Consider the following 26,115-nt stretch of genomic DNA (forward strand, 5'->3'; position numbering starts at 1 on the left):
CCTGCACCATCATTACGACCACGTAACACCGTAGATACTGTGGCTTGACTCACATCACGTAAAGTGTCCACATTGCCGGACTCTGACCTGCACTGGGACACGGAGAGTCAAGGGGTGACCAAGGGGACTCCAAGGAGTGGGCGTTCCCACTCCGGCCGCGGCCCCCGGATCCGGGTCCGGACTGAGTACGCGTACGGATGTGCCCGGCCCGGTCCCGGGGACAGGATGGCGGACATGGACGTCAACGCATCCCCGCCGCCCGCAGCAGGGCCGTCCCTGCGCTGCCCGGACTGCCGCTCCCCGCTGGCGGCCGGGTCCGCGGCCTGCGCCCGGTGCGGGCTGCTGCTCACCGGCCCGCTCGCCCAGCGCCTGTGGGAGGTCGACACCGAGATCGGCCGGGCCGACGAGCACCTGAGGCGCCTGCGCAGCGAACGCTCGGGGCTGCTGCATGCGCTGCGCGCGGCCTCCCGCCGGGCGGCCGCCGTCCCCCCGGCCGCCGGTCCCGTACCGCCCGCGGCCCATCCGGCGGCCGTCCCCGCCGCCGCACCGCACGCCGCCGTGCCGCCCCGGCCGGACGGCGAGATGCGCCGCCGCTCCGCCCAGAACGTCATCCTGGGCCTGGGCGGGCTGCTCGTCGGCATCTCGGCCCTGGTGTTCGCGATCTGGACGTGGAGCGACATGGGCACCGGCACCCGGGCCCTGGTGCTCGGGGCGACCACGCTCGCGTTCGCCCTGGTCGCCGTGCCGCTGTACCGCCGGGGCCTCCAGGCCACCGCCGAGACCTTCGGCGTGCTGGCCGCCGCGCTGCTGGGCATCGACGCGCTGGCGCTGTGGCTGCTCATGCCCGAACGCCTGCCCGAGGGCCCCGGCTACTCGGCCGGGGCGCTGGCCGGCATCGCCGCGCTGACGGCCCTCTATCCCCTGCTGGTGCCGCTGCGCGCGCCCCGGATCATCGCGGCCCTGGCCGCCCAGCCGGTGCCGCTGCTGCTGCTCTTCGCCCTGCCGCTGGACGACCCCTTCCCCTGGATCCTGCCGGTCCTGGCCGCCACGGGGCTCGCCGACCTGGTCCTGGCCCGCGTGACCGCGCCCCTCGGCGAACACTCGCCGCGCAGGACGCTGACCGTGCTGTCGGTGGTCCTCGCCGTGCTCACCACCACCGTCTCCGCGCTGCTGGTCTTCGCCGTCACGGAAGCGGACCCGCCGGGCTGGTGGGGCCCGGCCCTGGCCCTGCTGCTGTCCGGGGCGACCTGGCTGGTCCTGGCACGCGACCGCGCCAACGGCCGGATCGCCGCCCTCCCCGCCGTCGCCGCCCTGGTCCTGGTCCCGCTCGCCGCCGGTCCGGCGGTCCTGCCGGTGCTGCCCCGCCCGCCGGCCGGCGAACCGTGGAGCCTGCGCTCGGCGGACGTCCCGGCGGCCACGGTGCTGGGCGTGGACGGCCCCGGCACCGCCTGGCCGGAGAGCCTGCCCTACCTGGCGGCGATCGCGGTCGGCGCGGCGCTGGCCGCCGGGGTGACGGCGCTGCTGCGCCGCGACCTGCTGCCGACCGTGGCGTTCCTGGCGGCCCCGCCGGTGCTGCTGGCCCCGCCGCTGCTGCTGGGCCTGCCGCACCCGGTCGCGATCGCCTGGGCGCTGTGCCTGGGCGGGCTCCTGGTGCTGGGCACCGCGGCGATCCCCGCCCGCCCGTACGCCTGGGCGTCCGCCGCGGCCGGGGTGGCGACCCTGGTCACCGCCCTGCTGTGGTCCGCGGGGCTGTTCTGGACCTTCATGGCCGCGCTGCCGTGCGTGGGCCTGGTCGCCCTGGCCGCGCTGCTGCTCCTGCGCCACCGGTTCCCCGGCTTCGGGGCCCCGGCCGCCCCCGTTCCGCCCGGGACGGCGGTCCCCGTGCCGCCGGGCCGGGTCCTGTACGGCGCCGCCCTGGCCCTGTGGGCGGTGGGCCTGCCGGCCTGGGCCTCGGCGTGGGCCGCGCTGGGCGCCGGTGTGATGCCCGCCCAGGGCAGCTGGTGGACCGCCGCCGCGATCCTGCTCAGCGGGGTGACCGCGCTGCTGCTGGGCCGCACCTCCCCGCGCCCGGCCACACCGGGCGCCCCCGACGCCCGCACCGCCTTCACGGTGTTCGGGCTGCTGCTCCTGCCGTTGGCCCTGGTGCTGGCGCCCCCGGGAGGTGCCCTGTGGAGCGGGGGCACCTCCCTGGAGGTCTGGAGCGCGCCGCCCGAGGTGATGCTCGAACCCGCGACCGAGGTGCTGGGGACCGCCGTCGCCGTCGGCCCGGGCACCGCGGCCGGGCTGCTGGTCGCCGGGGCGCTGGCCGTGGCCCTGGTCGGGGCCGTCGACCGCCGGTGGCTGCTGCCCGCCGCGGCGCTGGCGGCCCCGCCCGCGCTGGTCCCGCTGCCGGTGATGCTGGGCGCGCCGTTCGCCGTCGCCGTCCTGTGGGCCGCCGCGGTGGGCGCCCTGCTCGCCCTGGGCGCGGCCCTGGTCCGCGACCGCCTGGCGTGGGCGCCGGCGGTCACCGGCCCGCTGACCCTGGCGGCGGCGCTGTACTGGTCGCTGCCCGAACAGCACACGACGCTGCTCGTGGTCCTGCTGTCGGCGGGCGCCGCCCTGGGCTGCGCGCTGCTCTCCCGCCGGGCCGCCGCGCCCCGGCACCCGGCGGAGGCCCGGGCCCTGCCGCCCGTGCCGGTGGCCGGGCCGGCGGCCGGCAGCGCGGCGCCCGTTCCCCCGCCCCGGGCATCAGGATCGGCACGGCCTTCGGGGCGGCCCTGGGCACCGGGTTCCCGGCCGCGGCGGCCTGGGCGCTGTGCCTGGCGGGCGCCGCGGGCGCGGAGACCGGGGTGGCGGCCTGGTGGCTGCTCGCGGCGGTCCCCGTCCTGCTCGGGGCGACGGCGCTGGTGCTGGGCGAGGGAACGGACGCGCGCCCGCTCACCGCGGCCGGCCTGCTGCTGGGCGGCGCCGCCCCGCTGGTGGCCGGGACGACGGCGGCCACCGCCCTGGTCCCGGTCTCCTGGAACCACGGGGTGGCGGCGGCCGGAGCGGCCGCCCTGCTCGACCCCGCGTACGTTTTCCTGGGCCTGGGCGACCGGCCCGACCCGCTGGTGGCCCTGGGGGTCGTGGCGGCCGGCGCGGCCGCGGTCGGCGCCGCCTCCCTGGCCGCCCGCCGGTGGACCGGGCACACGGCCGCGCTGGCCGTCCCGCCCGCGCTGGTACCGGTGGCGGTGCTCGTCGGCGCGCCCTTCGCGGTGGCGCTGGCGGTGTCGGTCGCGGTCGGCGCGGGGTTGGCCCTGTGGTCGGCGCTGTCCCGGGACCGGTCCTTCTCCTGGCTGCCGGGGCTCACCGGCCTGCTGGTCCTGGCCCAGGCGCTGGGCTGGGCGCTGGCCGAACGGTACGCGACCATCGCCGTCCTGCTGGCCGTCGCGGCGCTGGGCTCGGCGGTGGCGGCGCTGGCCCGCACCGTCCCGCCCGCGGTGGCGGCGACGGCGGCGGCCACCGCGGCCACCGGCGGGTTCGCCTTCACGCTCGCCCTGGCCCTGGGCGCCCCGGCGGAGTACGCGGCGCTGGCGCCCATCGCCCTGGTGGCGGGGGTGGCCGCGGCCGCACCGCGGATGCGCTCTCCGCTGGTGGAGGCCGCCGAGGTCCCGGCCGCGCTGTGGGCGGCGGTGTCCGTGGCGGTCGCCGCGGTCCACGGCGCGCACGGCGGGATCACCGCCCTGGCGCTGGCGGTCGTCGGCGTGATCGCCCTGGCCACGGCGGTGCGGCCGGAGCGCCGGTGGGCCGCGGCGGTCGGCGCGCTGCTCATGCTCGCCGCCCTGTGGACCGCGCTGGCCGCGTGGGACGTGACCGTCCCCGAGGCCTACACCGTGCTCCCGGCCCTGGCCGCCCTGGTCGTCGGCTGGGAGTGGGCCCGCAAGGCGGAGCGGACCCCGTCGAGCTGGGCGTCCCTGTCCGGCGGCCTGTGCCTGCTGCTCCTGCCGGGCCTGGGCATGGTGCTGGCCGGCGAGGACACGCTGTGGCGGGTGCCCGCGCTGCTGGCCGCCGCGCTGGCCGTGGTCCTGTGGGGCCTGCGCCGGCGCAGCCAGGCGGCGCTGGTCATCGGCGGCCTGACCCTGCTGGGCACGGCGCTGCGGGCGTTCGGCCCGCCGCTGTGGGACCTGACCCGGCTGCTGCCCAACTGGGTGCCGTTCGCGGTGATCGGCGCGCTGCTGCTGCTGATCGGCGCCCGCTACGAGGCGAGCCTGGAGCGGGTGCGCAGGCTCGGGCACTTCATCGGGGGCATGCGCTGACCGGCGGGCCGCTCCGACCGGGCCCCGGCGGACGCGGGCGGCCCGCTCCCGGTCGGGAGCGGGCCGCCGCCGTGCCCTGCGTCAGTTCTCCAGCATCTCCGTGACCAGGGCGGCGATCGGTGACCGCTCCGACCGGGTCAGCGTGATGTGCGCGAACAGCGGGTGCCCCTTGAGCTTCTCGATCACCGCGACGACACCGTCGTGGCGGCCGACCCGCAGGTTGTCGCGCTGGGCGATGTCGTGGGTGAGGACCACCCGCGAGTTCTCCCCCAGCCGCGACAGCACGGTGAGCAGGACCCCCCGCTCCAGCGACTGCGCCTCGTCCACGATGACGAACGCGTCGTGCAGCGACCGGCCGCGGATGTGGGTGAGCGGCAGGACCTCCAGCATCCCCCGGTCCACGACCTCCTCGATGACGTCCTCGCTGGTGACCGCGGACAGGGTGTCGTGCACCGCCTGCCCCCACGGGGTCATCTTGTCGTTCTCCGTGCCCGGCAGGTAGCCCAGCTCCTGGCCGCCGACCGCGTACAGCGGGCGGAACACCATCACCTTGCGGTGCTGGCGGCGCTCCAGGACCGCCTCCAGGCCGGCGCACAGCGCCAGCGCCGACTTGCCCGTGCCGGCCCGGCCGCCCAGGGAGACGATGCCCACCTCGGGGTCGGTGAGCAGGTCCAGGGCGACGCGCTGCTCGGCGCTGCGGCCGTGCAGGCCGAACACGTCGCGGTCGCCGCGCACCAGGCGCACCGACTTGTCCGGGCGGACCCGCCCCAGCGCCTTGCCGCGTTCGGAGACCAGCACCAGGCCGGTGTGGCAGGGGAGCTCGCGGGCCGCCTCGATGTCGGTGGCGCCGTGCTCGAACAGCTCCGACACCTGGTGGGCGGCCACGTCCAGCTCGGCCATGCCCGTCCACCCGTGCTCGATCGCCAGCTCGGCCCGGTACTCGTCGGCCGCCAGGCCGATCGAGGAGGCCTTGATGCGCATCGGCAGGTCCTTGCTCACCAGCACGACCTCGCCGCCCTCCTCCTGGAGGTTGCGGGCGACGGTCAGGATCCGGGTGTCGTTGTCGCCCAGCCGGAAACCGGCCGGGAGGATCTCCGGATCGCTGTGGTTGAGCTCGACGCGCACGCTGCCGCCGTCGTCGTTCACGGGGACCGGGACGTCCAGGCGACCGTTGGCGACCCGCAGGTCGTCCAGGAAGCGCAGCGCGTTGCGGGCGAAGTACCCGAGCTCCGGGTGGTGCCGCTTGCTCTCCAGCTCGGTGATCACCACCACGGGGATGACCACCTCGTGCTCGGCGAACCGGGTCAGGGCCAGCGGGTCGGCGAGCAGGACGCTGGTGTCGAGCACGTAGACGCGCCGTTCCACGCCCGTCTCCGCGGAGGGGGCGATGGGGGACTGGGTGTCACGGCGATCGGTCGAGGAACTAGCCACTCGTTCTCCCCTTGGGCGCCGCGGGGGCGCCCCACTGTCACGGGATCATGGAGGACCGGGACCAGGCCCCACAGGGCCGGGTCCGGCCCTCCTCGTTGACGTTCCGCGGTGGCGGAGGGGATCAATGAGCCGGGGCCTCCCGAACGGGTGGACGAACGCCACCCGCTTCTTCCGAAGCTACGCGCCCGCGAACCCGTTTTCCAGTCCGTTTCCGCCCCGCGGGGTGAACACCGTGTTAAGGGGCGATGCCGTGACGGGAGCCGGGGGTCAGGAGCCGTAGCGCCGGTTGCGCGCGCCGTAGGAGCGCAGAGCGCGCAGGAAGTCCACCCTGCGGAAAGCCGGCCAGAAGACCTCGCAGAAGTAGAACTCCGAGTGCACGCTCTGCCACAGCATGAACCCGGACAGGCGCTGCTCCCCGGAGGTGCGGATGAGCAGGTCCGGATCGGGCTGGCCGCGCGTGTAGAGGTGCCGGGCGATGTCGGCGATGTCCAGGCGCTCGGCGAGCTCCTGGATACCGGTGCCCTTGGCCGCCTCCGCGTGGAGGAGCGACCGAACCGCGTCGGCGATCTCACGTCTACCTCCATACCCGACGGCGACGTTGACAACCAGGCCCGGGTTGCCGGATGTGGCCTCCTCCGCCTCCTTCAGTGCGCGGGCGGTCGACGCGGGGAGCACGTCCAGGGCCCCGACCGGCCGGGTGTTCCACCCCTCCTCGCGCAGCCGGGCGATGGTCTCCTCGATGATCTGCACGAGAGCGCCGAGCTCGGCCTCGTCGCGCGAGAGGTTGTCGGTGGACAGCATCCAGAGGGTGACGACCTGGACGCCGATCTCGTCGCACCACCGGAGCAGCTCGAAGATCTTGTCCGCTCCGGCCCGGTGGCCCTCCGCCGCCTCCGCCAGACCGCTGTTCTTCGCCCACCGGCGATTGCCGTCCATGGCGACACCGACATGGCGGGGAATCTGCCGGCCCTGCAATTGGCGTTCCAGACGCCGCTCGTAGAGCCAGTACAAGGGGTCGCGAAGCCCCATGGGCGAAAACCTCTCAGAGCTGGATCAGGGACAGCACCCTCCTGTGCCAGGAGGTGCCGACGGGGATACCGTCCAGGGTAGTTCGCCGCGAGAGGTCACGTTACGGCCAGGGACTTGCGCACGTGCTTGCGCCCCTGGTGGATGCGGGACTTCACGGTGCCCAGGGCGAGGTTCAGCTCCGAGGCGATCTCGTTGTAGTCCATCTGGCACAGGTCGCGCAGGACCAGGGGGGCCACCAGGTTCGGACGGTCCTTCTCCAGCTGGTCGAGGGCCTCCAGCAGGTCGATCCGGGAACCGGCGATCACGCTGGTGGTGCGCGGGTCGCGCTGGTGGGGCATGCGCTCGGCCTCGGTCGGGAACTCGGCGGCGCGGCGCTTCATGGAGCGGTAGGTCTGGCGGGCGGAGTTGGACACGACGGTGTACAGCCACGTCGTGAACAGGGAGTCGCCCTTGAAGCTGTCGATCTTGCGGGCCACCCGGAGCAGGGCGTCCTGGCAGGCCTCCTCGGCGTCCTGCCGGTAGGGCAGGAAGCGCGCGCACCGGCGCAGCACCTCGGGCTGGATCCGCCGGAGCAGTTCGTCCAGGGCGACGGCGTCGCCGTCCCTGGACCTGCGGGCGAGCTCCTCCAGCTCCTCGTCGACGTTGCTCGCCACCCGTCGACGGGGCGCGGGGGTCGCCTCGTGCTCGTTGTTGTCACTACTGCGCATGGCTGGTCTCTCCCTGACTGACGGCAGACGTCCGGCCGTCCGCTGTTCGGCGCTGTGCGTCCACGATTCGAGGGTCACACGTCAATAGGACGTCTACGGGCCCCCATCGGCTCCGCCTCGTTCCATCCTCCCGGTTCTCCGTCACCCGGAGTCCCACGGACAACGAAAGTTCACATTTCACACTGCCATTCCGCGGGCACGGGGGTACCCGCGGGGGTTTCCACCAGTTTCCCTCCCCCGGCGGGATCCGCGCCACCCGGAGAGGGGATCATATCCGCAAGAGTCAACGCGAAGGTGTAGATGGTGTATTAGTGGGCAACGACCGCGTATTCACCCCTGACAGACCGAGGCGGAAATGAGCCAACCCGAGGCCTTCGGCCGTTACCGCGTCATCAGACGCCTGGGGTCGGGCTCCTTCGCCACGGTCTGGCTGGCCCAGGACGACCTGCTGAACTACCCGGTGGCCATCAAGGTACTCGCCGAGAACTGGGCGCACCAGATGGACATCCAGCACAGGTTCCTGGAGGAGGCGCGCATCCTGCGCCAGACCGACTCCACGTGGCTGGTCGCGGTCCACGACGTGGACGTCCTCCCCGACGGCCGCCCGTACATGGTCATGACCTACGCCGACCAGGGCAGCGTGGCGGACCTCATCCGCCGCGGGCCGCTGCCGCTGGACGAGGCGCTGAGGCTGCTGACCGAGATCGGCCAGGGCATCACCGTGCTGCACAACCACGGCACCATCCACAGGGACATCAAGCCGTCCAACGTGCTGCTCCAGTCCTCCCCGGTGGGCCAGCGGGTGCTCGTCGCCGACCTGGGCTTCGCCAAGGCCATCGACGAGGCGTCGGGGTTCACCGCCGCGGCCGGGACCCCCGGGTACATGTCGCCGGAGCAGAGCATCCCCGGCGGCGACCTGGACGTGCGCTCGGACGTGTACTCGCTGGGCGCCGTCGCCTACGAGCTGATCACCGGGAAGCCGCCCTCGCGCCCGCCGGTGCGCGTCCCGCCCGGCCGCATCCGGCCGGGGCTGCCACGGGAGCTGGACGAGCTCATCCTGTCGGCGCTCTCCGTCGACCGGGAGAGCCGCCCGGCCGACGCCAAGACCTTCACCGACCGGGTCCGCGCCATCCGTATGGCCCCCGACCTGCCCCGGGCCGACCAGTGGTGGCAGCGGTACCGGATGCCGTGGCGTCGGGCCGCCGCCCTGGTGGCGGCGTCCGTGCTGGGGGCCGGCGTGCTCACCATGTCCGGCGGGGCCCCGGGGCTTTCGCTGACCACGGTGCGCCACGCCGGGCAGAACATCCGCATGGGGGTGCCCGCGGTGTGGGCCCGGGAGTTCCACACCGACCTGGAGGCGCAGCCCGCCGCGGCCGACGCCGGGGCCGGGCCCGGCCTGCTGGTGGCCACCGACGCCGACGACTGGCACTCCACCGAGGTCCCGTCCTACGGCGTGTACGCCACCGTGATGCCCGGGGCCCGCGACCTGTCGGGGGTCGCCGACCAGGACCCCTGCCCGGGGGACCCCGCCAGCCGCCGGGTCGACACCGGCGACTGGCAGGGCACGGTGTGGGACTGGCCCGAGTGCAACGGCAACGGGGCCTTCACCAGCGCCGCCGTGCACCGGCCCGGGGAGCCCGCCACGGTGTACATGGAGATCCGCCAGCCGGACTACCGGCCCGACCTGGTGAACGAGATCATCGACAACACGGTCCTGGGCTGACGGCCGGCCGCCGCCTCCCGCGCGTGCCCCGCCCCCGCACCCGCCGGCGGGCCCGGGGGCCCGCCCTCACGCCCTGCGGGCGAGGAGGTCGCGGAGGTCCTCCGCCGAGGTGACCGGGAGGCGGCAGACGAACCCCTCGCACACGTACGCCGTGGGCCGCCCGTCCACCCGGACGCGGTCGCGCAGCAGCGGCACTCCCCCGTCGTCGAGGCCGTCGCCGCGCGAGAGCACCGTGCCCAGCGGGGCGTGGGCCAGCGCGGTGCGCACCAGCTCGCCGGTGGCCGGGTCCCCGGGGTCGCCGACGACCGCGATCTCCAGCGGACCGGCCAGCAGCGCCTCGCCGACCGCCAGCCCCCACCCGGCGAACCGGGGCGCCTTCTCCGCCAGCAGGCCCACCGGCACCAGCGCCCGCTCGGCGGCCTCCCGGTGGCTGCGCGAGCCGGTGAGCGCCGCGTAGGACAGCAGCGCGCCGGCCGCCGCGGAGCGGCCCGAGGGCACGGCGTTGTCGGTGGGGTCCTGGGGGCGGTTGAACAGCTTCTCGGCGTCGTCCGCCGTGTCGTAGAAACCGCCCTCGTCGTCGACGAAGCGCTCCAGCACCACGTCCAGCAGCTCCCCGGCCGCCCGGGCGTAGCGGGCCTCCCCCGTGACGCCGTGCAGGGCGAGCAGCCCCTCGGCGACGTCGGCGTAGTCCTCCAGGACACCGGGGCTGCTCCCGGCGGCCCCGTCGCGGGAGGTGCGCACCAGCCTCCCCCCGCCCAGGTGCACCGAGAGCAGCAGCTCGGCGGCCTCCCGGGCGGCGTCCACCAGGTCGGGGCGGTCCAGCAGGACCCCCGCCTCGGCCAGGCCCGCGATCGCCAGCCCGTTCCAGGCGGCCACCACCTTGTCGTCGCGCGCCGGCGGCGTGCGCTCCTCCCGGGCGGCCAGCAGGGCGGCGCGGACCCGCTCGTAGCGCCAGGTGTCGGCGGGCGTGGACGGCAGGCGCAGCACCGAGGAGCCGTGCTCGAAGGTGCCCTCCTCCGTCACCCCGAACACCTCGGCGGCGAAGGCGGCGTCCTCCTCCCCCAGCACCTCGCGCAGCTGCCCGGGGGTCCACACGTAGTAGGTGCCCTCCTCCCCGTCGCTGTCGGCGTCCAGCGCGGAGGCGAACCCGCCCTCGGGGGTGCGCAGGTCGCGCAGCATCCAGTCGGAGGTCTCCCCGGCGACCCGGCGCAACAGGGCCGCGGACGCCTCCCCGGCCGGGCCGGGCTCGGCGGGGCGGCGGGCCATCCGGGCGTAGGCGCGCAGCAGCAGGGCGTTGTCGTACAGCATCTTCTCGAAGTGCGGCACCACCCACTCCCGGTCCACCGAGTAGCGGGCGAACCCGCCGCCGAGCTGGTCGTAGATGCCGCCGCGGGCCATGGCGTCGGCGGTGCCCAGCGCCATCAGCCACGAGGGGGTGGGCTCGGCCGCGCTCTGGAGGGGCCGGGTGCGCTCGTCGTGCGCGGTCAGGAACGACAGCAGCATCGACGGCGGGAACTTGGGCGCGCCGCCGAACCCGCCCTCCCGGGTGTCGTAGTCGCGTACCAGCGCCCGCACCGCCAGGTCGAGCACGGCGGCGTCCGGCGGGGGCGCGTCGGGCAGGGCCCGGGGGGCGCCCAGGGCCTCGACGACCCGGCGGCCCTGGTCGAGCAGTTCCCCGCGCCTGGTCCGCCAGGCCTGGGAGACGCCCTCCAGGAGGCGCTGGAAGTGGTCGCGCGGGAAGTAAGTGCCGCAGTAGAAGGGCGCGCCGTCGGGGGTGGCGAAGACCGTCATCGGCCAGCCGCCCTGGCCGGTCATGGCCTGGGTGGCCTCCATGTAGACGGCGTCGACGTCGGGGCGCTCCTCGCGGTCCACCTTGACGTTGACGAACAGGGCGTTCATCCGCTCGGCGGTCGCCCGGTCCTCGAAGGACTCGTGTGCCATGACGTGGCACCAGTGGCAGGCCGCGTAGCCCACGGAGATGAGGACGGGAACGTCGCGGCGGCGCGCCTCGGCGAAGGCCTCCTCCCCCCAGGGCCACCATTCGACGGGGTTGTCGGCGTGCTGGAGCAGGTACGGGCTGGTCGCGTCGCGCAGGCGGTTGGACATGTCCCCACTCTGCCATCCCGGGGCCGCCCGCGGCGGGGAGCGGACGGCCGTACCGGGGCGGCGGGGTCAGTCCGCCAGGGCGATCTCGGTGCCCAGCCCCCTCTCCCGGGCGGCGTCGAGCAGCAGGCGGCCGACCGCGGCGTCCTCCAGGCCCAGGCCGACGGAGGCGAACACGGTGATCCCGGCCCCGGAGGTCCGGCCGGGGTGCCGCCCGGAGACCACCGCGGCCAGGTCCAGGGCGCAGTCCCCGGCGGTGATCGCCCCCTCGGCGATCGCGGCGGCCACGGCCCCGGACTCGTGCAGGGCGACCGGGGCCGAGTCCACGACCAGGAGGCCGGCGGCCAGCGCGGCGGCGTCCACCTCGCGGTGGTCGGTGCGCGGCGGCGCCCCGACGACGTTGAGGTGCTGCCCCGGGCGCAGCCAGGCGCCCTCGACCAGCGGTTCCCTGGACGGGGTGACGGTGCAGACGACGTCCGCCCCGGCCACCACCGCGCGCGGCGAGTCCGCGGGGGCGACCTCCAGGCCCGGCACGTGGGCGGCCACCTCCTCGCGCAGGGCCCGCACGGTCTCCTCCCGGCGCGACCACACCAGGACCCGCTCGGGGCGCCGCTCGTCGGCGAGCGCGACCACGTGGGCGGCGGCCAGCGGGCCGGCGCCCACCACGCCCAGCACGTACGGGCCCGGGCGGGCCAGGTGCCGGGTGGCCACGCGCGTGGTCGCGGCGGTGCGCAGCCGGGTGGGCACCGCGCCGTCCATGACGGCCAGCGGGCCGCCGGTCTCGGCGTCGGCCAGGACCAGCACGGACTGCTGGGCGGGCAGCCCGCGGGCGCGGTTGCCGGGGATGTCGCTGAGCAGTTTGCCCGCGGCCAGGCCGCTCGCGGGCAGCAGCGCGGTCATCGGCACGAACTGCGGGTCGAGCCCGGCGACGCGCGCGGGCTCCCCGTACGGCTGCGCCGCCCGGCCGCCGGCCAGTTCCGCGAAGGCCGCCTCCACGGCCGCGGCGACCCGGGCGGGCGCGACCAGGCCGGTGAGTTCCGAACGGGTGAGGATGAGCGTCATGGGGGCCTTTCCGGTGGTTCAGCCGGTGCGTCCGGCTCGGACGAACGGGACGGTCAGGTCGGAGGGGCGCCGGGATCCGGAGACCAGCCCGGCCACGGCGGCGAGCGCCAGCAGGTACGGCAGTGCCACGAGCAGGGCCGCGGGCAGCGCGACGCCCAGGGCGGGGAGGGTGAACCGGAGCGCCTGGGCCGCGCCGAACACCAGGGCGACGGCGGCCACGCGCCCGGTCCGCCACCGCGCGGCGATGACGGCGACCACGGCGAGGTAGCCCACGCCCGCGGTCATGTGATCGGTGAACGTCTTGACCTGGGCGAGGGCGATGTAGGCTCCGGCGAGCCCGCCCGCCCCGCCGACCAGCAGGACCGCCAGGTGGCGGATGCGGGCCACCGGCAGCCCGGCCCGGTCGGCCTTGACCGCGTCCTCCCCGGTGGCGTCGACGGCCAGGCCCCAGGCGGTGCGCCGCGAGGTGAGCAGGGTCAGCGCGACCACCGCGCCGATCAGCAGGTAGCCCGGGGCCGGCAGGGAGAACAGCGCCCGGCCCAGCACCGGCAGGTCGGAGAGCAGCGGCAGGGCCGCCCGGTCGAAGCCGGGGGTGACCGTGTCCCGGTCCAGGAGCAGCCGGGCCGCGAACACCGTGCCGGAGAGCGCCAGCGTGTTCAGCGCCAGGCCGGTGACGATCTGGTCCGCCCGCCAGGCCACGCTCAGCAGGCCCTGGAGGACGCCGACCAGGACACCCGCCGCGGCCCCGGCGGCCAGTCCGGCCCAGGGGGAGCCGGTGGCCACCGCGGCCAGGACCCCGGCCAGGCAGCCGGTGACCATCATGCCCTCGACGCTCATGTTCAGGACCCCGGCGCGTTCGGAGACGGCCTCGGCCGCCGCGGCGACCATGATCGGCAGGCCCAGGGCGACGCTCATGGCGAGCAGTTCCGTGAGGGTGTGGATCATCGCGCGGTCTCCTTCTCCGGCGGCGCGGCCGAGGGAACGGGGCCGGCGGGCGGCGGCCCCGCGGCCCGGCGCGCCCTCGGCCGGGTGCGGACCAGCAGCGCCGTGCCGGCCACGAGCAGCACGAGCACGGCCTCGGTCATCTGGCTGATCGCGGCGGGCACCCCGGCGGCCAGCTGGACGCCGATGCCCCCGGCCGCCAGCAGGCCCAGGGCCAGGGTGATGAGGACCAGGGCCGTCATCGACCCGCGGGCGAGCAGCCCGGCCACCAGGCCGGTGAAGCCGTACCCCGCGGCGATCCCGTCGGCCAGGACGTACGGCGCCGAGGCGACGACCGTCCCCCCGGCCAGGCCCGCGAAGGCCCCGGCCGCCGTCAGCGAGCCGAAGCGCACCCGGCCCACGGAGACGCCCAGGCGGCGGCTCGCCGCGGCACCCCGCCCGACCGCGGTGAGCCGGAGCCCCGTCGCGGTCCGGTGCAGCAGGAACGCCGTTCCGGCGGCGCCGAGCAGGGCGAGGACGGCGGCGGCCGTCATCGGGGAGCCGGGCAGCCCGAGCAGCGGGACACGGGCCGCCTCGACCAGCGGCTCGGACTGGGGCAGGGTCTCCGCGCTGGTCACCGGCTGGCGCAGCAGCCGCTCGTCGTGGACGGCGAGCATGAGCAGGGCCAGCCCGATGAAGTTGAGCAGCAGGGTCGTGATGATCTCGTTGACCCCGCGCCGGACCAGCAGCCCGGCGGCGACCGCCGCCCAGGCGGCACCGCCCAGGGCGGCCGCCCCCAGCACCAGCGGCAGGGCGAGGAGGGCCGGCGCGGACTCGGGCAGGTGGACCCCCACGGCGGTGGCGCCGACGGCCCCGAGGGCGAACTGCCCCTCCCCGCCGACGTTCACCAGGTTCGCCCGGAACGCGATGACGAACCCGCAGGCGACCAGCAGGATCGCGGCCGCGGTGTTGACGGCCGCCCCCAGCGCGAAGGGGTTGCCCGCGGTCGAGGTCCACAGCGCGTTCAGGGTGGTGCCCGGCGGCGACCCGGCGGCGGCCGCCGCGAGCACGGTGAACAGCAGGGCCCCGGCTCCGCAGAGCAGTCCGAGGGAGAGGGGGTGGCGGGGGTCGGGACGGAGCGGGCTCATGCGGCGGCCCCCGCCATCAGGTGGGCGATCCGGTCGCGGGCGGCGGGGTCGGCGGGGTCCACCGGTCCGGCCAGCGTCCCGCGGTAGGCGACGCGGACCTCGTCGCAGACCGCCAGCAGTTCTTCGAGCTCCCCGGAGATCACGAGGACGGCCGCGCCCCGGTCCGCGGCGGCGCGCAGGTGGCCGAGCACGGCCGCGACCGCGCCGACGTCCAGGCCGCGGGTGGGGTGGGCGGCGACCACGCAGGCCAGCGGGTCCAGCGACAGCTCGCGGGCCAGGACGGCCTTCTGCTGGTTGCCTCCGGACAGGGCGGACATCGGGGCGTCCGGCCCGGGGGCGCGGACGTCGAAGCGGGCGGCCAGGTCCGCGGCCCGGTCCCGGAGGGCGCGGCGGTCCAGGACCCCGAAGCGGCCGGTGAACTCCCGCAGGCGGCCCAGCATGAGGTTCTGGGCCAGGCTCAGGTCCTCCACGACGCCCTCGTGGTGGCGGTCCTCGGGGATGACCGCCAGCCCGGCGGCGGTGCGCTCGCCCGGGGAGGCCGCGGTGATGTCGCGGTCGGCCAGCCGGATCGTCCCGGACCCGACCGGGACCGCCCCCGAGAGCGCGTCGGCCAGGGCGGACTGGCCGTTGCCCTCCACGCCGGCGATCCCGGTGATACGCCCGGCCCGGACGGTGAGGTCGACGCCGTCGACGGCGCTCGCCCCGTGGGCGTCGCGGGCGCGCAGCCCGGCCACCTCCAGGGCGGGCGGTCCGGCCTCCCCGCGCCGCGCGCGCCGGCGCCGCCCCGCAGGCCCAGGGCGGCGGCCGAGGCGGGGTCCCGCGGCGCGCGGCCGACCATGAGGGAGACGAGGTCGTCGTCGGCGAGGTCGGCCAGGCGCCCGCCGCCGGTGACACGGCCGTGGCGCAGCACCGTGGCCCGGTCGCCGACGGCGCGGACCTCCTGGAGCTTGTGGGTGATGAGCACGACCGCCGTGCCGGAGTCGGCGATGCGCCTCGCGGTGGCCAGGAACGCGTCGATCTCCCGCGGGCCCAGGACCCCGGTCGGCTCGTCGAAGAGGACCAGCCGCGGCCCGTCCACCAGGGCCTTGACGATCTCGGCGGTCTGGCGGTGCCCCACCGACATCCGGTCGACCCGGGCGCCGGGGTCCACGGCCAGCCCGTACTCCTCCCCGATGCGTTCGAGGCGGCGCCGCAGGGCGCGCCGGTCAGGGCGGAACCGGGACCGCCCGAGCAGGAGGTTCTGCTCCACGGTCAGCGTGGGGACGAGGCTGAAGTGCTGGTGGACCATGGCGATGCCGCGGCGGGCGGCGTCGGCGGGCGAGGCGGGGGCGTAGGGCTCGCCGTCCAGGAGCATCCGGCCCCGCAGGGGCGGGGTGCCGCCGAACACGATGTTGCACAGGGTGGACTTGCCCGCGCCGTTCTCGCCCAGGACACAGTGGATCTCGCCCGCGGTGACGGAGAGGTCGACGCCGTCCAGGGCGACCAGGTCGCCGAAGCTTCGGGTGACGCCGTCCAGGCGCAGGACCGCGGGGCGGCCGTCGGAGCCGGTCATGGGGGGCCTTTCCGTTCGCACCGGTCTAGTAGGGCTCGACCGCGCCGGAGGCGATGGCCTCCGCCGCCTCGTCCAGGGCCTGTTCGACCTCCGGGTCGTCGGCGCACAGGACGAAGTCGGTGCCGACGCGGTCGCCCGCCAGGCCGAAGGGGACCTGGGCGGCCTCCCAGGTGCCGTCCAGGACGGCGTCGACCGCGTACTCGATCTGGACGCCGGTGTCGGTGACGACGTATCCGACGTAGGGCGAGCCGTCCGCGCAGTCGCCGGCGATGGGGCCGCCGACCACGTGCGCCCCGGCCTCCAGCGCGGCCTGCTCCAGGCCGGACTTGCCGAGGTTGAGGATCTGGCCGATCACGTCGACGCCGACCCCGTGGTCGGCCGAGGCGGCCTGGAGGGCGCGGGCCGGGTCGTTGAAGTCGCCGAGGAACTGGGGCTCGACGACCTCGATGCCGGGGTCTGCGCTGCGGGCGCCGTTCTCGAAGGCGTGGGAGGAGTTGACGATCTCGGGCAGTTCGGCGCCGCCGATGAAGCCGATCTTCCCGCTCCGGGAGGTCAGGGCCGCGACGACACCGGCGAGGTAGGCGCCCTCCGGCTGGCGGGGGTCGTAGTAGGCCAGGTTCTCCAGGGGCTCGGCGTCGGCGGGTCCGCCGATCTCCACGAAGGTGACGTCCGGCGCGGTGGCGGCGACGGCGCGCACGTCGGCGTCGGTCTGGCCGCCGACGGAGACGACCAGGTCCGACTCCCCGGCCATCCGGCCCAGGACCTGCTCGAAGTCGGCGGCGGCGACCTCTTCGACGAAGGTGATGTCCACCTCGTCGGAGCGCTCCGCCCGGATGCGCTCCACACCCGCGTGCCCGGACTGCATGAACCCGGTGTCGCTGATGGACCCGGGCAGCAGGACGGAGACGCGGAGCCGGTCGTCCGTGCCCTCGCCGCCCCCGGAGCCGCAGGCCGCCAGGGTCAGGGATCCGGTCAGTGCGGCGGCGGCCCAGGCGGCGCCTCGGGTGGTTCGGGGTGACATGACGTGCTCCTCTGCCGAGTTAGCGGTATACCACTAAATTCAGCATGGGAGCGGCCCGTGACCTCCGTGTTGCCCGCCGGGAAACACCGCGTTTCCCCGCACCGGGCCGGCCCGCCGGACGGGCGGCGCTACCTGCGGGTGCGGGTGCGGGTGCGGGTGACGTCGACCGGGTCGAAGCGCTCCCAGGTCTCGGCGATGGCCAGCGTGGGCTCCAGCCCCGCGGCGACGTGCTCGCGGTACAGCGCCGCCGCCCCCTCGCCGTCGCCGCGCTCGATCAGCCCGAGCAGCCGGACGTGCTCCTCCCGCTGCTCGCGGGTGTCGCGGTGCCGGGTGAGGTGGAACAGCCACTGCACGCGGGCGTCCAGCGGCGCCATCATCTCCTGGAGCAGGGGGTTGCCGCAGGCGCCCAGCACCGCGCGGTGGAACCCGGCGTTGGCGGCGGCGGTGGCGGAGTCGTCACCGGCGTCCAGCGCCCGGGCCGCCTCGTCGAGGCACCGCCGCATCAGGCGCAGGTCGTCCTCGCTCCGCTTGGCGGCGGCCAGGCGCGCGGCCAGCGGCTCCAGCTCCTCGCGCACCTCGAAGAGGTGCACGATGTCCTCCCGCGACCAGCCGGCCACCATGGCGCCCTGGCGCGGGACCAGGACGATCAGCCCCTCGGCCTCCAGCATCCGCAGGGCCTCCCGCAGGGGCACCCGGGAGACGCCCAGCTCGGCGGCCGTCTCGCGTTCGGTGATGCGGTGGCCCGGCGGCAGGTGCAGGTCCATGATCCGCGACTTGAGCTCGGCGTAGGCCCGGTCGCGCAGCGACGGGGACGGTGAGGGCGCGGGCGGCATGGACCCCATCGTAGGCCGTGTCCGGCGGGCCGTTCCGGGCCCGCCGTCCGCGGCCCGCCGCGCGACCGGAGGGGTCCGGGTGCGCCGCGGGCCGGGTGCCCGGCCGGGGCGTGTTCGGCGGACGCCTTAGAGCGTTCCGGCGCTCGCGCCGAACGCCGGGAGCGGCCGTCCGAGCGCGGGCGGCGCCGCGAGAGGCGGCCCCGCGGCCGCGACCCGGGACGATCCGCCGAACACTCCCTAGGAGTCCTTCCGCTTCGCGGCGTCGTCCTCGATCAGGGTCGGGGCGGCCGCGACGTCCACCGGCTCCTCGATGGTGCGCTCGCCGCGCACCGTCTTGAGCTTGCCGGTCATGCTGCGCATGAGCAGGTACAGGGCCACACCGACGGCGAAGATCACGAGGAACCCCAGGACGCCCGGGGTGACCGTGTACTTGTCCAGGGTGAACGTGTCGGTGTTCGCGGCGGCGGACACGAGAAGGGTGTTCATGGGCTCATACTCTCACTGCGTCTCGGACACCCGCGAAGAGGTCCGTCTCGGGGACCTCGGTGTCCACCAGGGACCGCACCAGGTGGTAGTCCTCGGTCGGCCAGGCCTGGGCGAGGAGGTCGTTGGGCACCGCGAACCAGAACCCGTTGGGGTCGACCTGGGTCTCGTGCGCCTTCAGCGCCTTCTCGGCGAGGTCGAAGTACTCGCCGCACTCCACGCGCGTGGTGATCTCCCAGGTGGGCCGGTCGCCGCGGTCCTTGATGCGGTCGATCCACTCCTGGTAGGGGTTCTCCAGCCCCTTCTCCTCCAGCAGCGCGGCGATCGCCTCGAACCGCTCGGGCGGGAAGGAGACGAAGTAGTACAGCTTGAGGGGCTGCCAGGGGTCGCCGGTGCCCGGGTAGGCGTCCGGGTCCCCCGCCGTGTCGAAGGCGTGCATCGACACCTTGTGGGTCATGATGTGGTCGGGGTGGGGGTACCCGCCGTTCTCGTCGTAGGTGAGGATCACGTGCGGACGGAAGCGGCGGATCGACTCCACCAGGGGCGCGGCGGCCTCCTCCACCGGGGTGAGGGCGAAACAGCCCTCGGGCAGCGGGGGCAGCGGGTCGCCCTCGGGCAGGCCGGAGTCGACGAAACCGGCGAACTCCTGCCGGATCCCGAGGATCTCGCGGGCCCGGTCCATCTCGCGGCGGCGCACTTCCGCGATGTTCTCGCGGACGTCGGGCCGCTCCATGGCCGGGTTGAGGATGTCACCGCGTTCACCACCGGTCATGGTGACGACCAGCACGTCGGCTCCTTCGGCGACGTAGCGCGCCATGGTGGCCGCGCCCTTGCTGGACTCGTCATCGGGGTGGGCATGCACGGCCATGAGCCGCAGGCGCTCGGACAACGAAGGGTTCTCCTTGACTCGGTCGACGGTCGCAGGGGCGTACCGTCCTGCTCCCCTGATCACGGCACATCCGGCGACTTGGTGCGGGCCGCGCGGGGGGGCTGTCAGGTCGGGGATATCTTAGACAACACCGTCCCCGTGTACGGAGATTCCCGATGCCCACCACCCCGGAGGAAGACGCCGTGAAGAGCGCCGACGAACCGGCCGCCGACGCGGCCGCCCCCGCCGCGGAGACCGCGCCCGCCCTGCGCAAACGCCACGGCAACGGGCCGGTCTTCTTCGTGATCGCGGCGGCGTTCGCCGTGCTGTGCGCCGTCGGGTGGGGCTACGCGGTCATGAGCTACACCGGGCTGGGCGGGGGCGTGTACCACCAGGTGGTCTCCTCCTCGGCGCCGACGGCGGCCGAGGCGACCATCACCTACGAGGTGAACAGCCGCGACGGGGCCGTGTGCCTGATCCGCGCGCTGGACGAGCGCCTGGTGGAGGTGGGCCAGAGGACCGTGGCGACGGAGGCCGGGAACCGCATGGTCACCACGACCGTTGAAACGGTTCGTCAGGCCGCAACGGTAGAAGTGGCCTCGTGCAGGGAACAAGGTTCGCAGGACTGACACCGCCGAACCCCTTTCCCCACCGGTTCGGGCGGTGGAGCCGGCCTTTCGGGAACCGTGTGCCATGACGCACGGTGATATTCTCGTAAGTTCAGCTCTGGCCGCCTGGTGGCCTTTGCTACTAGTACACAAGGAGTTCCCGTGACCCAGACCCGCGATGACAACGTCACCTGGCTCACCCAGGAGGCGTACGACCGGCTCAAGGCAGAGCTGGACCACCTGACGGGGAGCGGGCGCATCGAGATCGCGGAGAAGATCGAGGCCGCCCGCGAGGAGGGCGACCTCAAGGAGAACGGCGGCTACCACGCCGCCAAGGAGGAGCAGGGCAAGATGGAGGCCCGCATCCTCCAGCTCACCGAGATCCTGCGCACCGCGCGGGTCGGCGAGGCCCCTCGGACCGAGGGCGTGGTCGGCCCCGGTATGACCGTCACCGTCATGTTCGACGGCGACGACGAGGAGGTGACGTTCCTGCTCGCCTCCCGCGAGGAGAGCGGCTCCCCGATCGACGTGTACTCCCCGCGCTCCCCGCTCGGCTCCGCCATCAACGGCAAGGCCGTCGGCGAGAAGGTCAGCTACCAGCTGCCCAACGGCAAGAGCCTCGGGGTCGAGATCATCGAGGCGGTCCCCTACAGCGGCATGTAGGGCGGGTCCCCGGCGGGGATCGAAGCGGTGAGGGGCGGCGGATGCCGCCCCTCACCGCATGTGGGGCGGAAGCGGGCGCGGTCCCGGGAGTCCCCGGGGCTCCCCGGTGCGTCGTACCCTCTGAGGGCGGCCGACGGGTGCCGCCTCCCCGACCACCGAAAGGGCACGATGTCCTCGCCTTACTGGAACCCGCAGGGTCCCGGCCACGGCGGCCCCCCTCCGCAGGGCGGCCCGGGTCCGGGCGTCCCGACCCCCCACGGCCCGCAGGGCGGATGGATGCCGCACGAGCCGGAACCGGTGCCCGCCGGCCCCGAGCGCGCCTCCTTCGGCCGCCGCCTGGCCGCCCGGTTCATCGACTACATCCTGGCGGCGATCGCGGCCACGGCGTTCTTCATCCTCATGGCGGTCGTGATGGTGGCCCTGACCGGGGTCACGGAGTCGAGCGACGCCGAGGGCACGGTGTGGGCCCTGCTGTTCTTCTTCGGCTGGGGCGTGCTGCTGTTCTTCTACGACTGGCTGTTCCTGGTCACGTGGGGCGCCACGCTGGGCAAGCTGATGCTCGGCATCAAGGTGACCCGCGCCGACGGCGGCCGCCTCACCCAGGGCCAGGCCGTCGGGCGCTCGGCCTTCTTCTGCCTGCCCCAGTCCCTGCCCTGCCTCGGCCACGTGCTGAGCCTCATGGAGAGCATGGCGGCGCTGGGCGAGGACCGGCTCGCACTGCACGACCGCGTGTCCAAGACCGTCGTCGTGCACTCCCATCCCTGAGGAGGTCCCGATGCCCCGGCCCCTACCGGAGGGCGCCGGCCCCGACGCGGAGCCGGCGCCGTTCTCGCTGCGCGCGACGGCCCGGTTCATCGACATCGTGCTGGCGGCGACCGCGGTCTCGGCGCTGTTCGCCCTCGCGGCGCTGCCGGCCGCGGCGCTCCCCGTGGACGGGTACCTCGCGGCCATGGGCTGGGCGGGGCTGCTGCTGTTCGGCGGGGTGGCGCTGCTGTTCCTGTACGAGTGGGGCTTCCTGGTCGCGCGCGGCGCCACCCCGGGCAAGATGATGACGGGCATCTCCGTGGTCGGCCCCGGCGGCGGCCGCCCCACCCGCGGCCAGGCCGCGGCGCGCGCCGCCGTGCTCTGCCTGCCCCAGGCGGTGCCCTGCGTCGGCCTGTGCTTCACGCTGGTCGAGAGCCTGGGCGCCGCCTCCCCCGACGGGCTCGCCCTGCACGACCGGCTGTCCCGGACCGCCGTCGTCCGCCCCCCGGCACCGACCTAGGACCTGTTCCTGGGTGCTCTCCTCTACCACCGGGGGTTCGTGAGGCGCCCGGCGGGGTTCTGGAGGCCCGGAGGAGACGTCCTCGAGGGAAGCCTGTGGCCGTAGGCCATCCGTTGAGGACCTTCCGCCGCTCGACGGGCGGGCCGAAGCGCAGCGGAGGTTCAAAAAGAGGCGCAGGCGGGTGCGTCGGCGGCGCCTTCGGCGTACACCGCCGGGATGTAGTGGCCCTCGCCGATCCGGTACCAGGCGTCGCCGGTGCCCTGCGGGCCGGTGACCCGGGCCCCGGCCTCCTGGCAGACGACGTCGATGTTCGCGCTGTGGGCGGCCGTGCCGACGGCGGGGTGCTCCGGGCCCGCTCCGCCGCGCACCTCGACCGGCCCCTCCCCGGCGGGCGCGGTGACCTCGACGCGGTGGCGGTACTCGCCGGTCCACAGGTAGTCGACCTGCACCCAGCCGTTGGTCGGCAGCCGGAGCCCGTCGTTGAACGCGCCGTCGGCCAGGTCGATCCCGGCCGGGTTGCGCACCCGGCGGCCGAACCCGTCCAGGCCGCCGTTGTGCCCCTCGGAGTAGGCCGCCTGGGCCTGCGGGCGGCCCCGGTCGAGGTCGCGCCAGGACTGGCGGTCGGCGTTCCAGTGGTCGTCGGTGATGTTCCACGGGCCCACGTCCCAGACGGGCAGGTAGGCGCAGCGGGCCTCGTGGCCCTCGGTGTCGCCCTTGCCCTCCGGCCCCAGGGCGCCGGTGGTGCACACCCGGACGGTGTACTCGCCGCCGCCCCGGGTGGCCAGCCCGCGCCGGGAGGGCAGGGCCACGAAGTGGTCGTTCGCGCGGACGGTGTGCCCGTTGGCGGTGGTCTCCCCGACCAGGCCGATGCGGGTGGCGAAGAGCCGCGCGGAGAACGGGCGCTCGGGGATGTCGTCACCGACCCCGGCCCCGTCCCCGGTCGGGTCGTCGCCGTCCCCGTCGGGCTCCCCGCCGCCGTCGGGGCCCCCGTCGCCCTCGGGCCGGGGCGCGGCCTCGGGCGAGGGGTCGTCGGGCAGGCCGGCCGGGATGTCCCCGGTGCCCTCCAGCGGGCGCACGCCCAGTCCGGTGACGGCGGTGTCGGCGCCGTCGATGCCCACCCGCAGCTGCACCCGGGAGACGTCGGCGTCCAGCGTGATGCGGCCGCCGCGGTCGGGGGCGGGGTACCACTCGGTCCACATGCCGTCGGCGCGGACCCCGCGCACCTCGGCCAGCACGTCCTCGGGGTCGCCGGAGGAGCCCACCCGCACGTCGACGGTGTCGGTGGGCCGTTCCAGGGCCTGCTCGGGGAAGGTCGCCAGGCCGGTGGCCGGGGCCCCGCGCTCGCGGCGCAGGGAGGCCGGGGGCTCGGCCGCCCCGTCCAGGCGCAGCGTTCCGGAGGCCAGGACCAGGCCGATGCGGTCGGCGGACCCCAGGTCCTGGGGGAGCCAGCCGGTCTCCGCGAAGGCGGGTCGGGGGCCGACCGGGAGCAGCAGGACCAGGGCCCCCGCCACCGCCCAGCGCCTGCCGCGCATGCGGATCGAAGTGGGTGCGCACCCGGGCATGACGAACCTTTCGCCTTGATCACACAGAGTGAAGAAATAGTGCACTCTTAGTAAGCGCCCCGGTATGCGCACACTCAAGGAACTCGTGTCGGGTGTCGGTGATACGGCGGTAAAGGTCCGGTTCGCCGCGGGGGCGGCGCCCGCTCAGGCGAAGGCCAGCAGGCAGGCCGTGAACGCGTGCAGGTGGTTGACCCCGCCGACCGGGCCGATCTCCCCCGCCGCGAAGAACCCCGCCACCGCCTCCGCGCCCAGCACCCGGCGCACCGCCAGCACGTCGTGGTCGGCGTGCGGGAACAGGGCGGCACCGCGCCCGTTGCAGGAGAACAGCAGCCCCGCCCCCACCCGGTGGCGCTCGCCGAAGTCGGCCAGCCGCAGGGCCAGGTCCTCGTCCGCGGTCCCGGCGTCGCGTATCTGGAAGCGGACCGTCTGCCCGACCTCGACCGACTCGTCGACGACCAGCGTCCCCGCCCCGGCGTCGGCGCCGGTCAGCGAGCGGATGAGGAAGTCGCCCTGCTCGTGGTGGTCGGCGTACTCGTCCATGGCGATGCCCAGCTGCAGCCCGTGCTCCGCCAGGTCCCGGTCCTCGTCCGAGAGCGTCTCCAGCACCGCCTCCAGGCGGGTGTAGGCGGACTCCCCGGCCAGCTCCTCGACCACGTTGTCGTGCGCCGCGGTGACCGTCATCGCCGGCCCGATCGGGCGGCAGCCCTGGCTCACCACGGTGCCCAGCACGCCCTCGCCGCCGATGAGCAGGCCCACCGCGCCGTTCTCGGCCACCGAGCCGTCGCAGAACAGCCGGACCGACCCCTCACCGAGCATGCCCTCGGCCATGCCGCCCACCAGCGGCAGCCCGCCCAGCGCCCGGGTGGACTCGCGCACGAACTCGCGCGCCGGGAACTCGTAGGGGTTGACCAGCAGCAGGGCGGCCCGGTCGCGCGGACCCGGCTCGCGCATGCCCACGACGGTGAGCCGCTCGCCCTCCACCACCGTGTCCAGCCGGAACGGGGTGAGCTCCACCCCCGGCAGCCGGGCGCACCACACGCTGACCGACCCCTGGCCCTCCACCGCGCGGCCGCCGCCGATGACCCCGACGGCGCTGCACCCCAGGGTGAGCGCGGCGCCCGCCAGCTCCATCACGCGGATCCCGGCCAGCGAGACCTCCTCGGTGTCGGCGCCGCAGACGAAGAAGCACACCAGGTCGGCCGGGCCGTCGAGACGGGCCAGGGCGGTGAGCGCCGCGCGTTCGGCCGCGTTCACCAGGTCCGCCCCGGTCGTCAGTGCATCACCGAACCGAGCCACCGGCTGGACCCCTCACTCGTCACCGGACCCGCCGGACGCGGGTGCCACACTCCGTCATTGTCCCACCCTGAGCCCGCTGCGGAGCCCGGCCGGGACCGGCCTCGGCCGCCATCGGCCGCCGTCCGACGGAGTAGGTTCTGAAGGGTGACACCTCCGCCTCCCCCCGCACTGCCCGGGACCCTGGCCGGACTGCGCGCGTCCGGCCACGAGCACCGCACGGTGGCCGCCGAGATCCGCGCGAACCTGCTGTCCCGCATGGCCTCCGGCCTCCCGCGCTTCCCGGGGACGCACGGGTTCGACGCCACCGTGCTGCCCGCCCTGGAGAAGGCCCTGCTGGCCGGGCACGACGTCGTCCTGCTCGGCGAGCGGGGCCAGGGCAAGACCCGGCTCATCCGCGCCGTCGCCGGCCTGTTGGACGAGTGGTCCCCGGCGGTCGCCGGGTGTTCCGTGAACGATCACCCCTACGCCCCGGTGTGCCCCTCCTGCCTGCGGCGGGCCGCCGCGGAGGGCGACGGCCTGCCGGTGGTGTGGCGCCACCGCTCCGAGCGCTACGGGGAGAAGCTCGCCACCCCCGACACCGGCACCGCCGAGCTGATCGGCGACATCGACCCGGCCCGCCTGGCCGAGGGCCGCTCCCTGGGGGACCCCGAGACCGTCCACTACGGCCTGGTGCCGCGGGCCAACCGCGGCGTGTTCTGCGTCAACGAGCTGCCCGACCTGCCCGCCCGCGCCCAGGTCGCGCTGTTCAACGTGCTGGAGGAGCGCGACCTCCAGATCCGCGGGTACGCGCTGCGCCTGCCGCTCGACCTGCTGCTGCTGGCCAGCGCCAACCCCGACGACTACACCGACCGGGGGCGGATCGTCACCCCGCTCAAGGACCGGTTCGGCGCCCAGGTGCGCACCCACTACCCGCCGACCCTGGACGACGAGCTGGCGGTGCTGCGCCAGGAGGCCGCGGTGCCCGGCGGCACCGTGGTCCCCGGGCACCTGTGGGAGGCCGTCGCCCGGTTCACGAGGCTGGCCCGCGGCTCCCGCAAGGTCGACCCCCGCTCCGGCGTGTCGGTCCGGTTCGCGGTCGCCGCGGTGGAGACGGTGGCGGCCTCCGCCCTGCGCAGGTCCGCGCTGGCCGGGGAGGAGGTCCCGGTGGCCCGGGTGTGCGACCTGGCCTCCGCCGTGCCCTCGCTGCTGGGCAAGGTGGAGTTCGCGATGGGCCACGAGGAGGACGGGGAGGCGATCCTGCTCGGGCTGCTGCGCCGGGCCGTCTCCGACACCTTCCGCGCCCGGCTGGGGGACGTGGACCTGGCCCCGCTGGCTGACCGGTTCACCGCGGGCGGCACGGTGGAGAGCGGCGACCTGGTGGGGGCGGCCGAGCTGCTGCGCCGGATCGGGGCGGTGCCCGGGCTGGCGGCGATGATCGCGGCCGCCGCGCCCGAGGACGAGGACGGCCCGGCCTCCCCCGGGCTGGCCGCGGCGGTGGTGGAGTTCGCGCTGGAGGGCCTCTACCTGGAACGACGCCTGTCCAAGGACATCGTTGCCGACGGAGGGGTCTACCGGTTCTGAAAGCCGG

General features: G+C 75.3%; 22 protein-coding genes and 1 pseudogene. 8 read left to right on the plus strand and 15 right to left on the minus strand.

What is annotated here, in order from left to right:
* The first annotated feature begins 234 nt into the window (after positions 1 to 234).
* Together KGD84_RS27430 and KGD84_RS33875 are read left to right on the plus strand one after the other, a co-directional pair.
* Positions 235 to 3,726, plus strand: a complete 3,492-nt coding sequence (locus KGD84_RS27430) for a hypothetical protein (protein WP_260697161.1) — start codon at positions 235 to 237, stop codon at positions 3,724 to 3,726.
* Between the two features lie 17 nt (positions 3,727 to 3,743).
* Positions 3,744 to 4,274 (plus strand): SCO7613 C-terminal domain-containing membrane protein, encoded by a 531-nt coding sequence (locus KGD84_RS33875; protein ID WP_420910381.1) that lies wholly within the window; start codon positions 3,744 to 3,746, stop codon positions 4,272 to 4,274.
* A gap of 81 nt (positions 4,275 to 4,355) precedes the next feature.
* On the opposite strand, the gene KGD84_RS27435 is transcribed toward KGD84_RS33875, so the two are convergent.
* The 3 genes from KGD84_RS27435 to KGD84_RS27445 all read right to left on the minus strand — a co-directional run bounded on the left by KGD84_RS27435 (position 4,356) and on the right by KGD84_RS27445 (position 7,441).
* Positions 4,356 to 5,705 carry a PhoH family protein gene (locus KGD84_RS27435; RefSeq protein WP_220563232.1) on the minus strand — a complete coding sequence of 450 codons (1,350 nt, stop codon included), beginning with the start codon at positions 5,703 to 5,705 and terminating at the stop codon, positions 4,356 to 4,358.
* A 267-nt stretch (positions 5,706 to 5,972) separates the two neighbouring features.
* Positions 5,973 to 6,734 carry an isoprenyl transferase gene (locus KGD84_RS27440; RefSeq protein ID WP_220563233.1) on the minus strand — a complete coding sequence of 254 codons (762 nt, stop codon included), beginning with the start codon at positions 6,732 to 6,734 and terminating at the stop codon, positions 5,973 to 5,975.
* Between the two features lie 95 nt (positions 6,735 to 6,829).
* Entirely contained in the window at positions 6,830 to 7,441 is a 612-nt protein-coding gene (locus tag KGD84_RS27445) for an RNA polymerase sigma factor (protein WP_220563234.1), read from the minus strand.
* Positions 7,442 to 7,796: 355 nt separating this feature from the next.
* Between KGD84_RS27445 and KGD84_RS27450 the strand changes: the two genes are divergently transcribed.
* Positions 7,797 to 9,164, plus strand: coding sequence for a serine/threonine-protein kinase (locus tag KGD84_RS27450; protein WP_220563235.1), 1,368 nt, complete (start codon positions 7,797 to 7,799; stop codon positions 9,162 to 9,164).
* Positions 9,165 to 9,230: 66 nt separating this feature from the next.
* Here the strand turns inward: KGD84_RS27450 and KGD84_RS27455 are convergent, their stop codons facing one another.
* The 10 genes and pseudogenes from KGD84_RS27455 to mca all read right to left on the minus strand — a co-directional run bounded on the left by KGD84_RS27455 (position 9,231) and on the right by mca (position 19,176).
* Entirely contained in the window at positions 9,231 to 11,270 is a 2,040-nt protein-coding gene (locus KGD84_RS27455; RefSeq protein ID WP_220563236.1) for a thioredoxin domain-containing protein, read from the minus strand.
* Positions 11,271 to 11,336: 66 nt separating this feature from the next.
* A complete protein-coding gene (locus KGD84_RS27460; RefSeq protein ID WP_220563237.1) occupies positions 11,337 to 12,329 on the minus strand; it encodes an ornithine cyclodeaminase family protein in 993 nt (330 codons plus the stop codon).
* An 18-nt stretch (positions 12,330 to 12,347) separates the two neighbouring features.
* The gene (locus KGD84_RS27465) at positions 12,348 to 13,274 is read right to left on the minus strand and encodes an ABC transporter permease (protein WP_220563238.1); all 927 of its coding nucleotides are present in this window, start codon (positions 13,272 to 13,274) and stop codon (positions 12,348 to 12,350) included.
* On the minus strand, positions 13,271 to 14,398 hold the full coding sequence (locus KGD84_RS27470) for an ABC transporter permease subunit (RefSeq protein WP_220563239.1): 1,128 nt from the start codon (positions 14,396 to 14,398) through the stop codon (positions 13,271 to 13,273). Before KGD84_RS27470 ends, KGD84_RS27465 begins: the two co-directional genes overlap by 4 nt.
* Positions 14,395 to 15,132, minus strand: a complete 738-nt coding sequence (locus KGD84_RS27475; protein ID WP_338151192.1) for an ATP-binding cassette domain-containing protein — start codon at positions 15,130 to 15,132, stop codon at positions 14,395 to 14,397. The genes KGD84_RS27470 and KGD84_RS27475 overlap by 4 nt, the downstream gene beginning before the upstream one ends.
* A gap of 365 nt (positions 15,133 to 15,497) precedes the next feature.
* Positions 15,498 to 15,950 (minus strand): annotated as a pseudogene (locus tag KGD84_RS27480) (ATP-binding cassette domain-containing protein); the annotation flags it as partial.
* Positions 15,951 to 15,975: 25 nt separating this feature from the next.
* Entirely contained in the window at positions 15,976 to 16,971 is a 996-nt protein-coding gene (locus KGD84_RS27485) for a BMP family protein (RefSeq protein WP_220563241.1), read from the minus strand.
* Between the two features lie 128 nt (positions 16,972 to 17,099).
* Positions 17,100 to 17,804: a GntR family transcriptional regulator gene (locus KGD84_RS27490; protein WP_220563242.1), complete on the minus strand. Its 705-nt coding sequence runs from the start codon at positions 17,802 to 17,804 to the stop codon at positions 17,100 to 17,102.
* Between the two features lie 237 nt (positions 17,805 to 18,041).
* Positions 18,042 to 18,290, minus strand: a complete 249-nt coding sequence (locus KGD84_RS27495) for a hypothetical protein (protein WP_220563243.1) — start codon at positions 18,288 to 18,290, stop codon at positions 18,042 to 18,044.
* Positions 18,291 to 18,294: 4 nt separating this feature from the next.
* Positions 18,295 to 19,176, minus strand: coding sequence for a mycothiol conjugate amidase Mca (gene mca / locus KGD84_RS27500; protein WP_220563244.1), 882 nt, complete (start codon positions 19,174 to 19,176; stop codon positions 18,295 to 18,297).
* A 155-nt stretch (positions 19,177 to 19,331) separates the two neighbouring features.
* Here mca and KGD84_RS27505 point away from each other — a divergent pair, with 155 nt between their 5' ends.
* From KGD84_RS27505 to KGD84_RS27520, 4 genes are all read left to right on the plus strand, one after another.
* Entirely contained in the window at positions 19,332 to 19,784 is a 453-nt protein-coding gene (locus tag KGD84_RS27505) for a DUF4307 domain-containing protein (protein WP_220563245.1), read from the plus strand.
* Between the two features lie 141 nt (positions 19,785 to 19,925).
* Positions 19,926 to 20,426 (plus strand): transcription elongation factor GreA, encoded by a 501-nt coding sequence (gene greA / locus KGD84_RS27510; RefSeq protein WP_220563246.1) that lies wholly within the window; start codon positions 19,926 to 19,928, stop codon positions 20,424 to 20,426.
* A 276-nt stretch (positions 20,427 to 20,702) separates the two neighbouring features.
* Positions 20,703 to 21,191, plus strand: a complete 489-nt coding sequence (locus KGD84_RS27515; protein WP_255646844.1) for an RDD family protein — start codon at positions 20,703 to 20,705, stop codon at positions 21,189 to 21,191.
* Between the two features lie 10 nt (positions 21,192 to 21,201).
* Entirely contained in the window at positions 21,202 to 21,690 is a 489-nt protein-coding gene (locus KGD84_RS27520; RefSeq protein ID WP_220563248.1) for an RDD family protein, read from the plus strand.
* 161 nt (positions 21,691 to 21,851) lie between these two features.
* Here KGD84_RS27520 and KGD84_RS27525 read toward each other — a convergent pair whose 3' ends face one another.
* Together KGD84_RS27525 and KGD84_RS27530 are read right to left on the minus strand one after the other, a co-directional pair.
* Positions 21,852 to 23,252, minus strand: a complete 1,401-nt coding sequence (locus KGD84_RS27525) for a hypothetical protein (RefSeq protein WP_255646845.1) — start codon at positions 23,250 to 23,252, stop codon at positions 21,852 to 21,854.
* A gap of 144 nt (positions 23,253 to 23,396) precedes the next feature.
* On the minus strand, positions 23,397 to 24,548 hold the full coding sequence (locus tag KGD84_RS27530) for an FIST signal transduction protein (protein ID WP_220563249.1): 1,152 nt from the start codon (positions 24,546 to 24,548) through the stop codon (positions 23,397 to 23,399).
* 144 nt (positions 24,549 to 24,692) lie between these two features.
* Between KGD84_RS27530 and KGD84_RS27535 the strand changes: the two genes are divergently transcribed.
* Entirely contained in the window at positions 24,693 to 26,108 is a 1,416-nt protein-coding gene (locus KGD84_RS27535; protein ID WP_220563250.1) for a sigma 54-interacting transcriptional regulator, read from the plus strand.
* Positions 26,109 to 26,115: the final 7 nt, after the last annotated feature.

Source organism: Nocardiopsis changdeensis (assembly GCF_018316655.1).
Lineage (GTDB): Bacteria > Actinomycetota > Actinomycetes > Streptosporangiales > Streptosporangiaceae > Nocardiopsis > Nocardiopsis changdeensis.

What these genes read in the sequence shown, in the direction of transcription:
- KGD84_RS27430 (WP_260697161.1), top strand. Translation starts at nt 235, where the DNA reads ATGGACGTCAACGCATCCCCGCCGCCCGCAGCAGGGCCGTCCCTGCGC.
- KGD84_RS27440 (WP_220563233.1), bottom strand. Translation starts at nt 6,734, where the DNA reads ATGGGGCTTCGCGACCCCTTGTACTGGCTCTACGAGCGGCGTCTGGAA.
- KGD84_RS27445 (WP_220563234.1), bottom strand. Translation starts at nt 7,441, where the DNA reads ATGCGCAGTAGTGACAACAACGAGCACGAGGCGACCCCCGCGCCCCGT.
- KGD84_RS27450 (WP_220563235.1), top strand. Translation starts at nt 7,797, where the DNA reads ATGAGCCAACCCGAGGCCTTCGGCCGTTACCGCGTCATCAGACGCCTG.
- KGD84_RS27455 (WP_220563236.1), bottom strand. Translation starts at nt 11,270, where the DNA reads ATGTCCAACCGCCTGCGCGACGCGACCAGCCCGTACCTGCTCCAGCAC.
- KGD84_RS27460 (WP_220563237.1), bottom strand. Translation starts at nt 12,329, where the DNA reads ATGACGCTCATCCTCACCCGTTCGGAACTCACCGGCCTGGTCGCGCCC.
- KGD84_RS27465 (WP_220563238.1), bottom strand. Translation starts at nt 13,274, where the DNA reads ATGATCCACACCCTCACGGAACTGCTCGCCATGAGCGTCGCCCTGGGC.
- KGD84_RS27470 (WP_220563239.1), bottom strand. Translation starts at nt 14,398, where the DNA reads ATGAGCCCGCTCCGTCCCGACCCCCGCCACCCCCTCTCCCTCGGACTG.
- KGD84_RS27485 (WP_220563241.1), bottom strand. Translation starts at nt 16,971, where the DNA reads ATGTCACCCCGAACCACCCGAGGCGCCGCCTGGGCCGCCGCCGCACTG.
- KGD84_RS27490 (WP_220563242.1), bottom strand. Translation starts at nt 17,804, where the DNA reads ATGCCGCCCGCGCCCTCACCGTCCCCGTCGCTGCGCGACCGGGCCTAC.
- KGD84_RS27495 (WP_220563243.1), bottom strand. Translation starts at nt 18,290, where the DNA reads ATGAACACCCTTCTCGTGTCCGCCGCCGCGAACACCGACACGTTCACC.
- KGD84_RS27505 (WP_220563245.1), top strand. Translation starts at nt 19,332, where the DNA reads ATGCCCACCACCCCGGAGGAAGACGCCGTGAAGAGCGCCGACGAACCG.
- KGD84_RS27515 (WP_255646844.1), top strand. Translation starts at nt 20,703, where the DNA reads ATGCCGCACGAGCCGGAACCGGTGCCCGCCGGCCCCGAGCGCGCCTCC.
- KGD84_RS27520 (WP_220563248.1), top strand. Translation starts at nt 21,202, where the DNA reads ATGCCCCGGCCCCTACCGGAGGGCGCCGGCCCCGACGCGGAGCCGGCG.
- KGD84_RS27525 (WP_255646845.1), bottom strand. Translation starts at nt 23,252, where the DNA reads ATGCCCGGGTGCGCACCCACTTCGATCCGCATGCGCGGCAGGCGCTGG.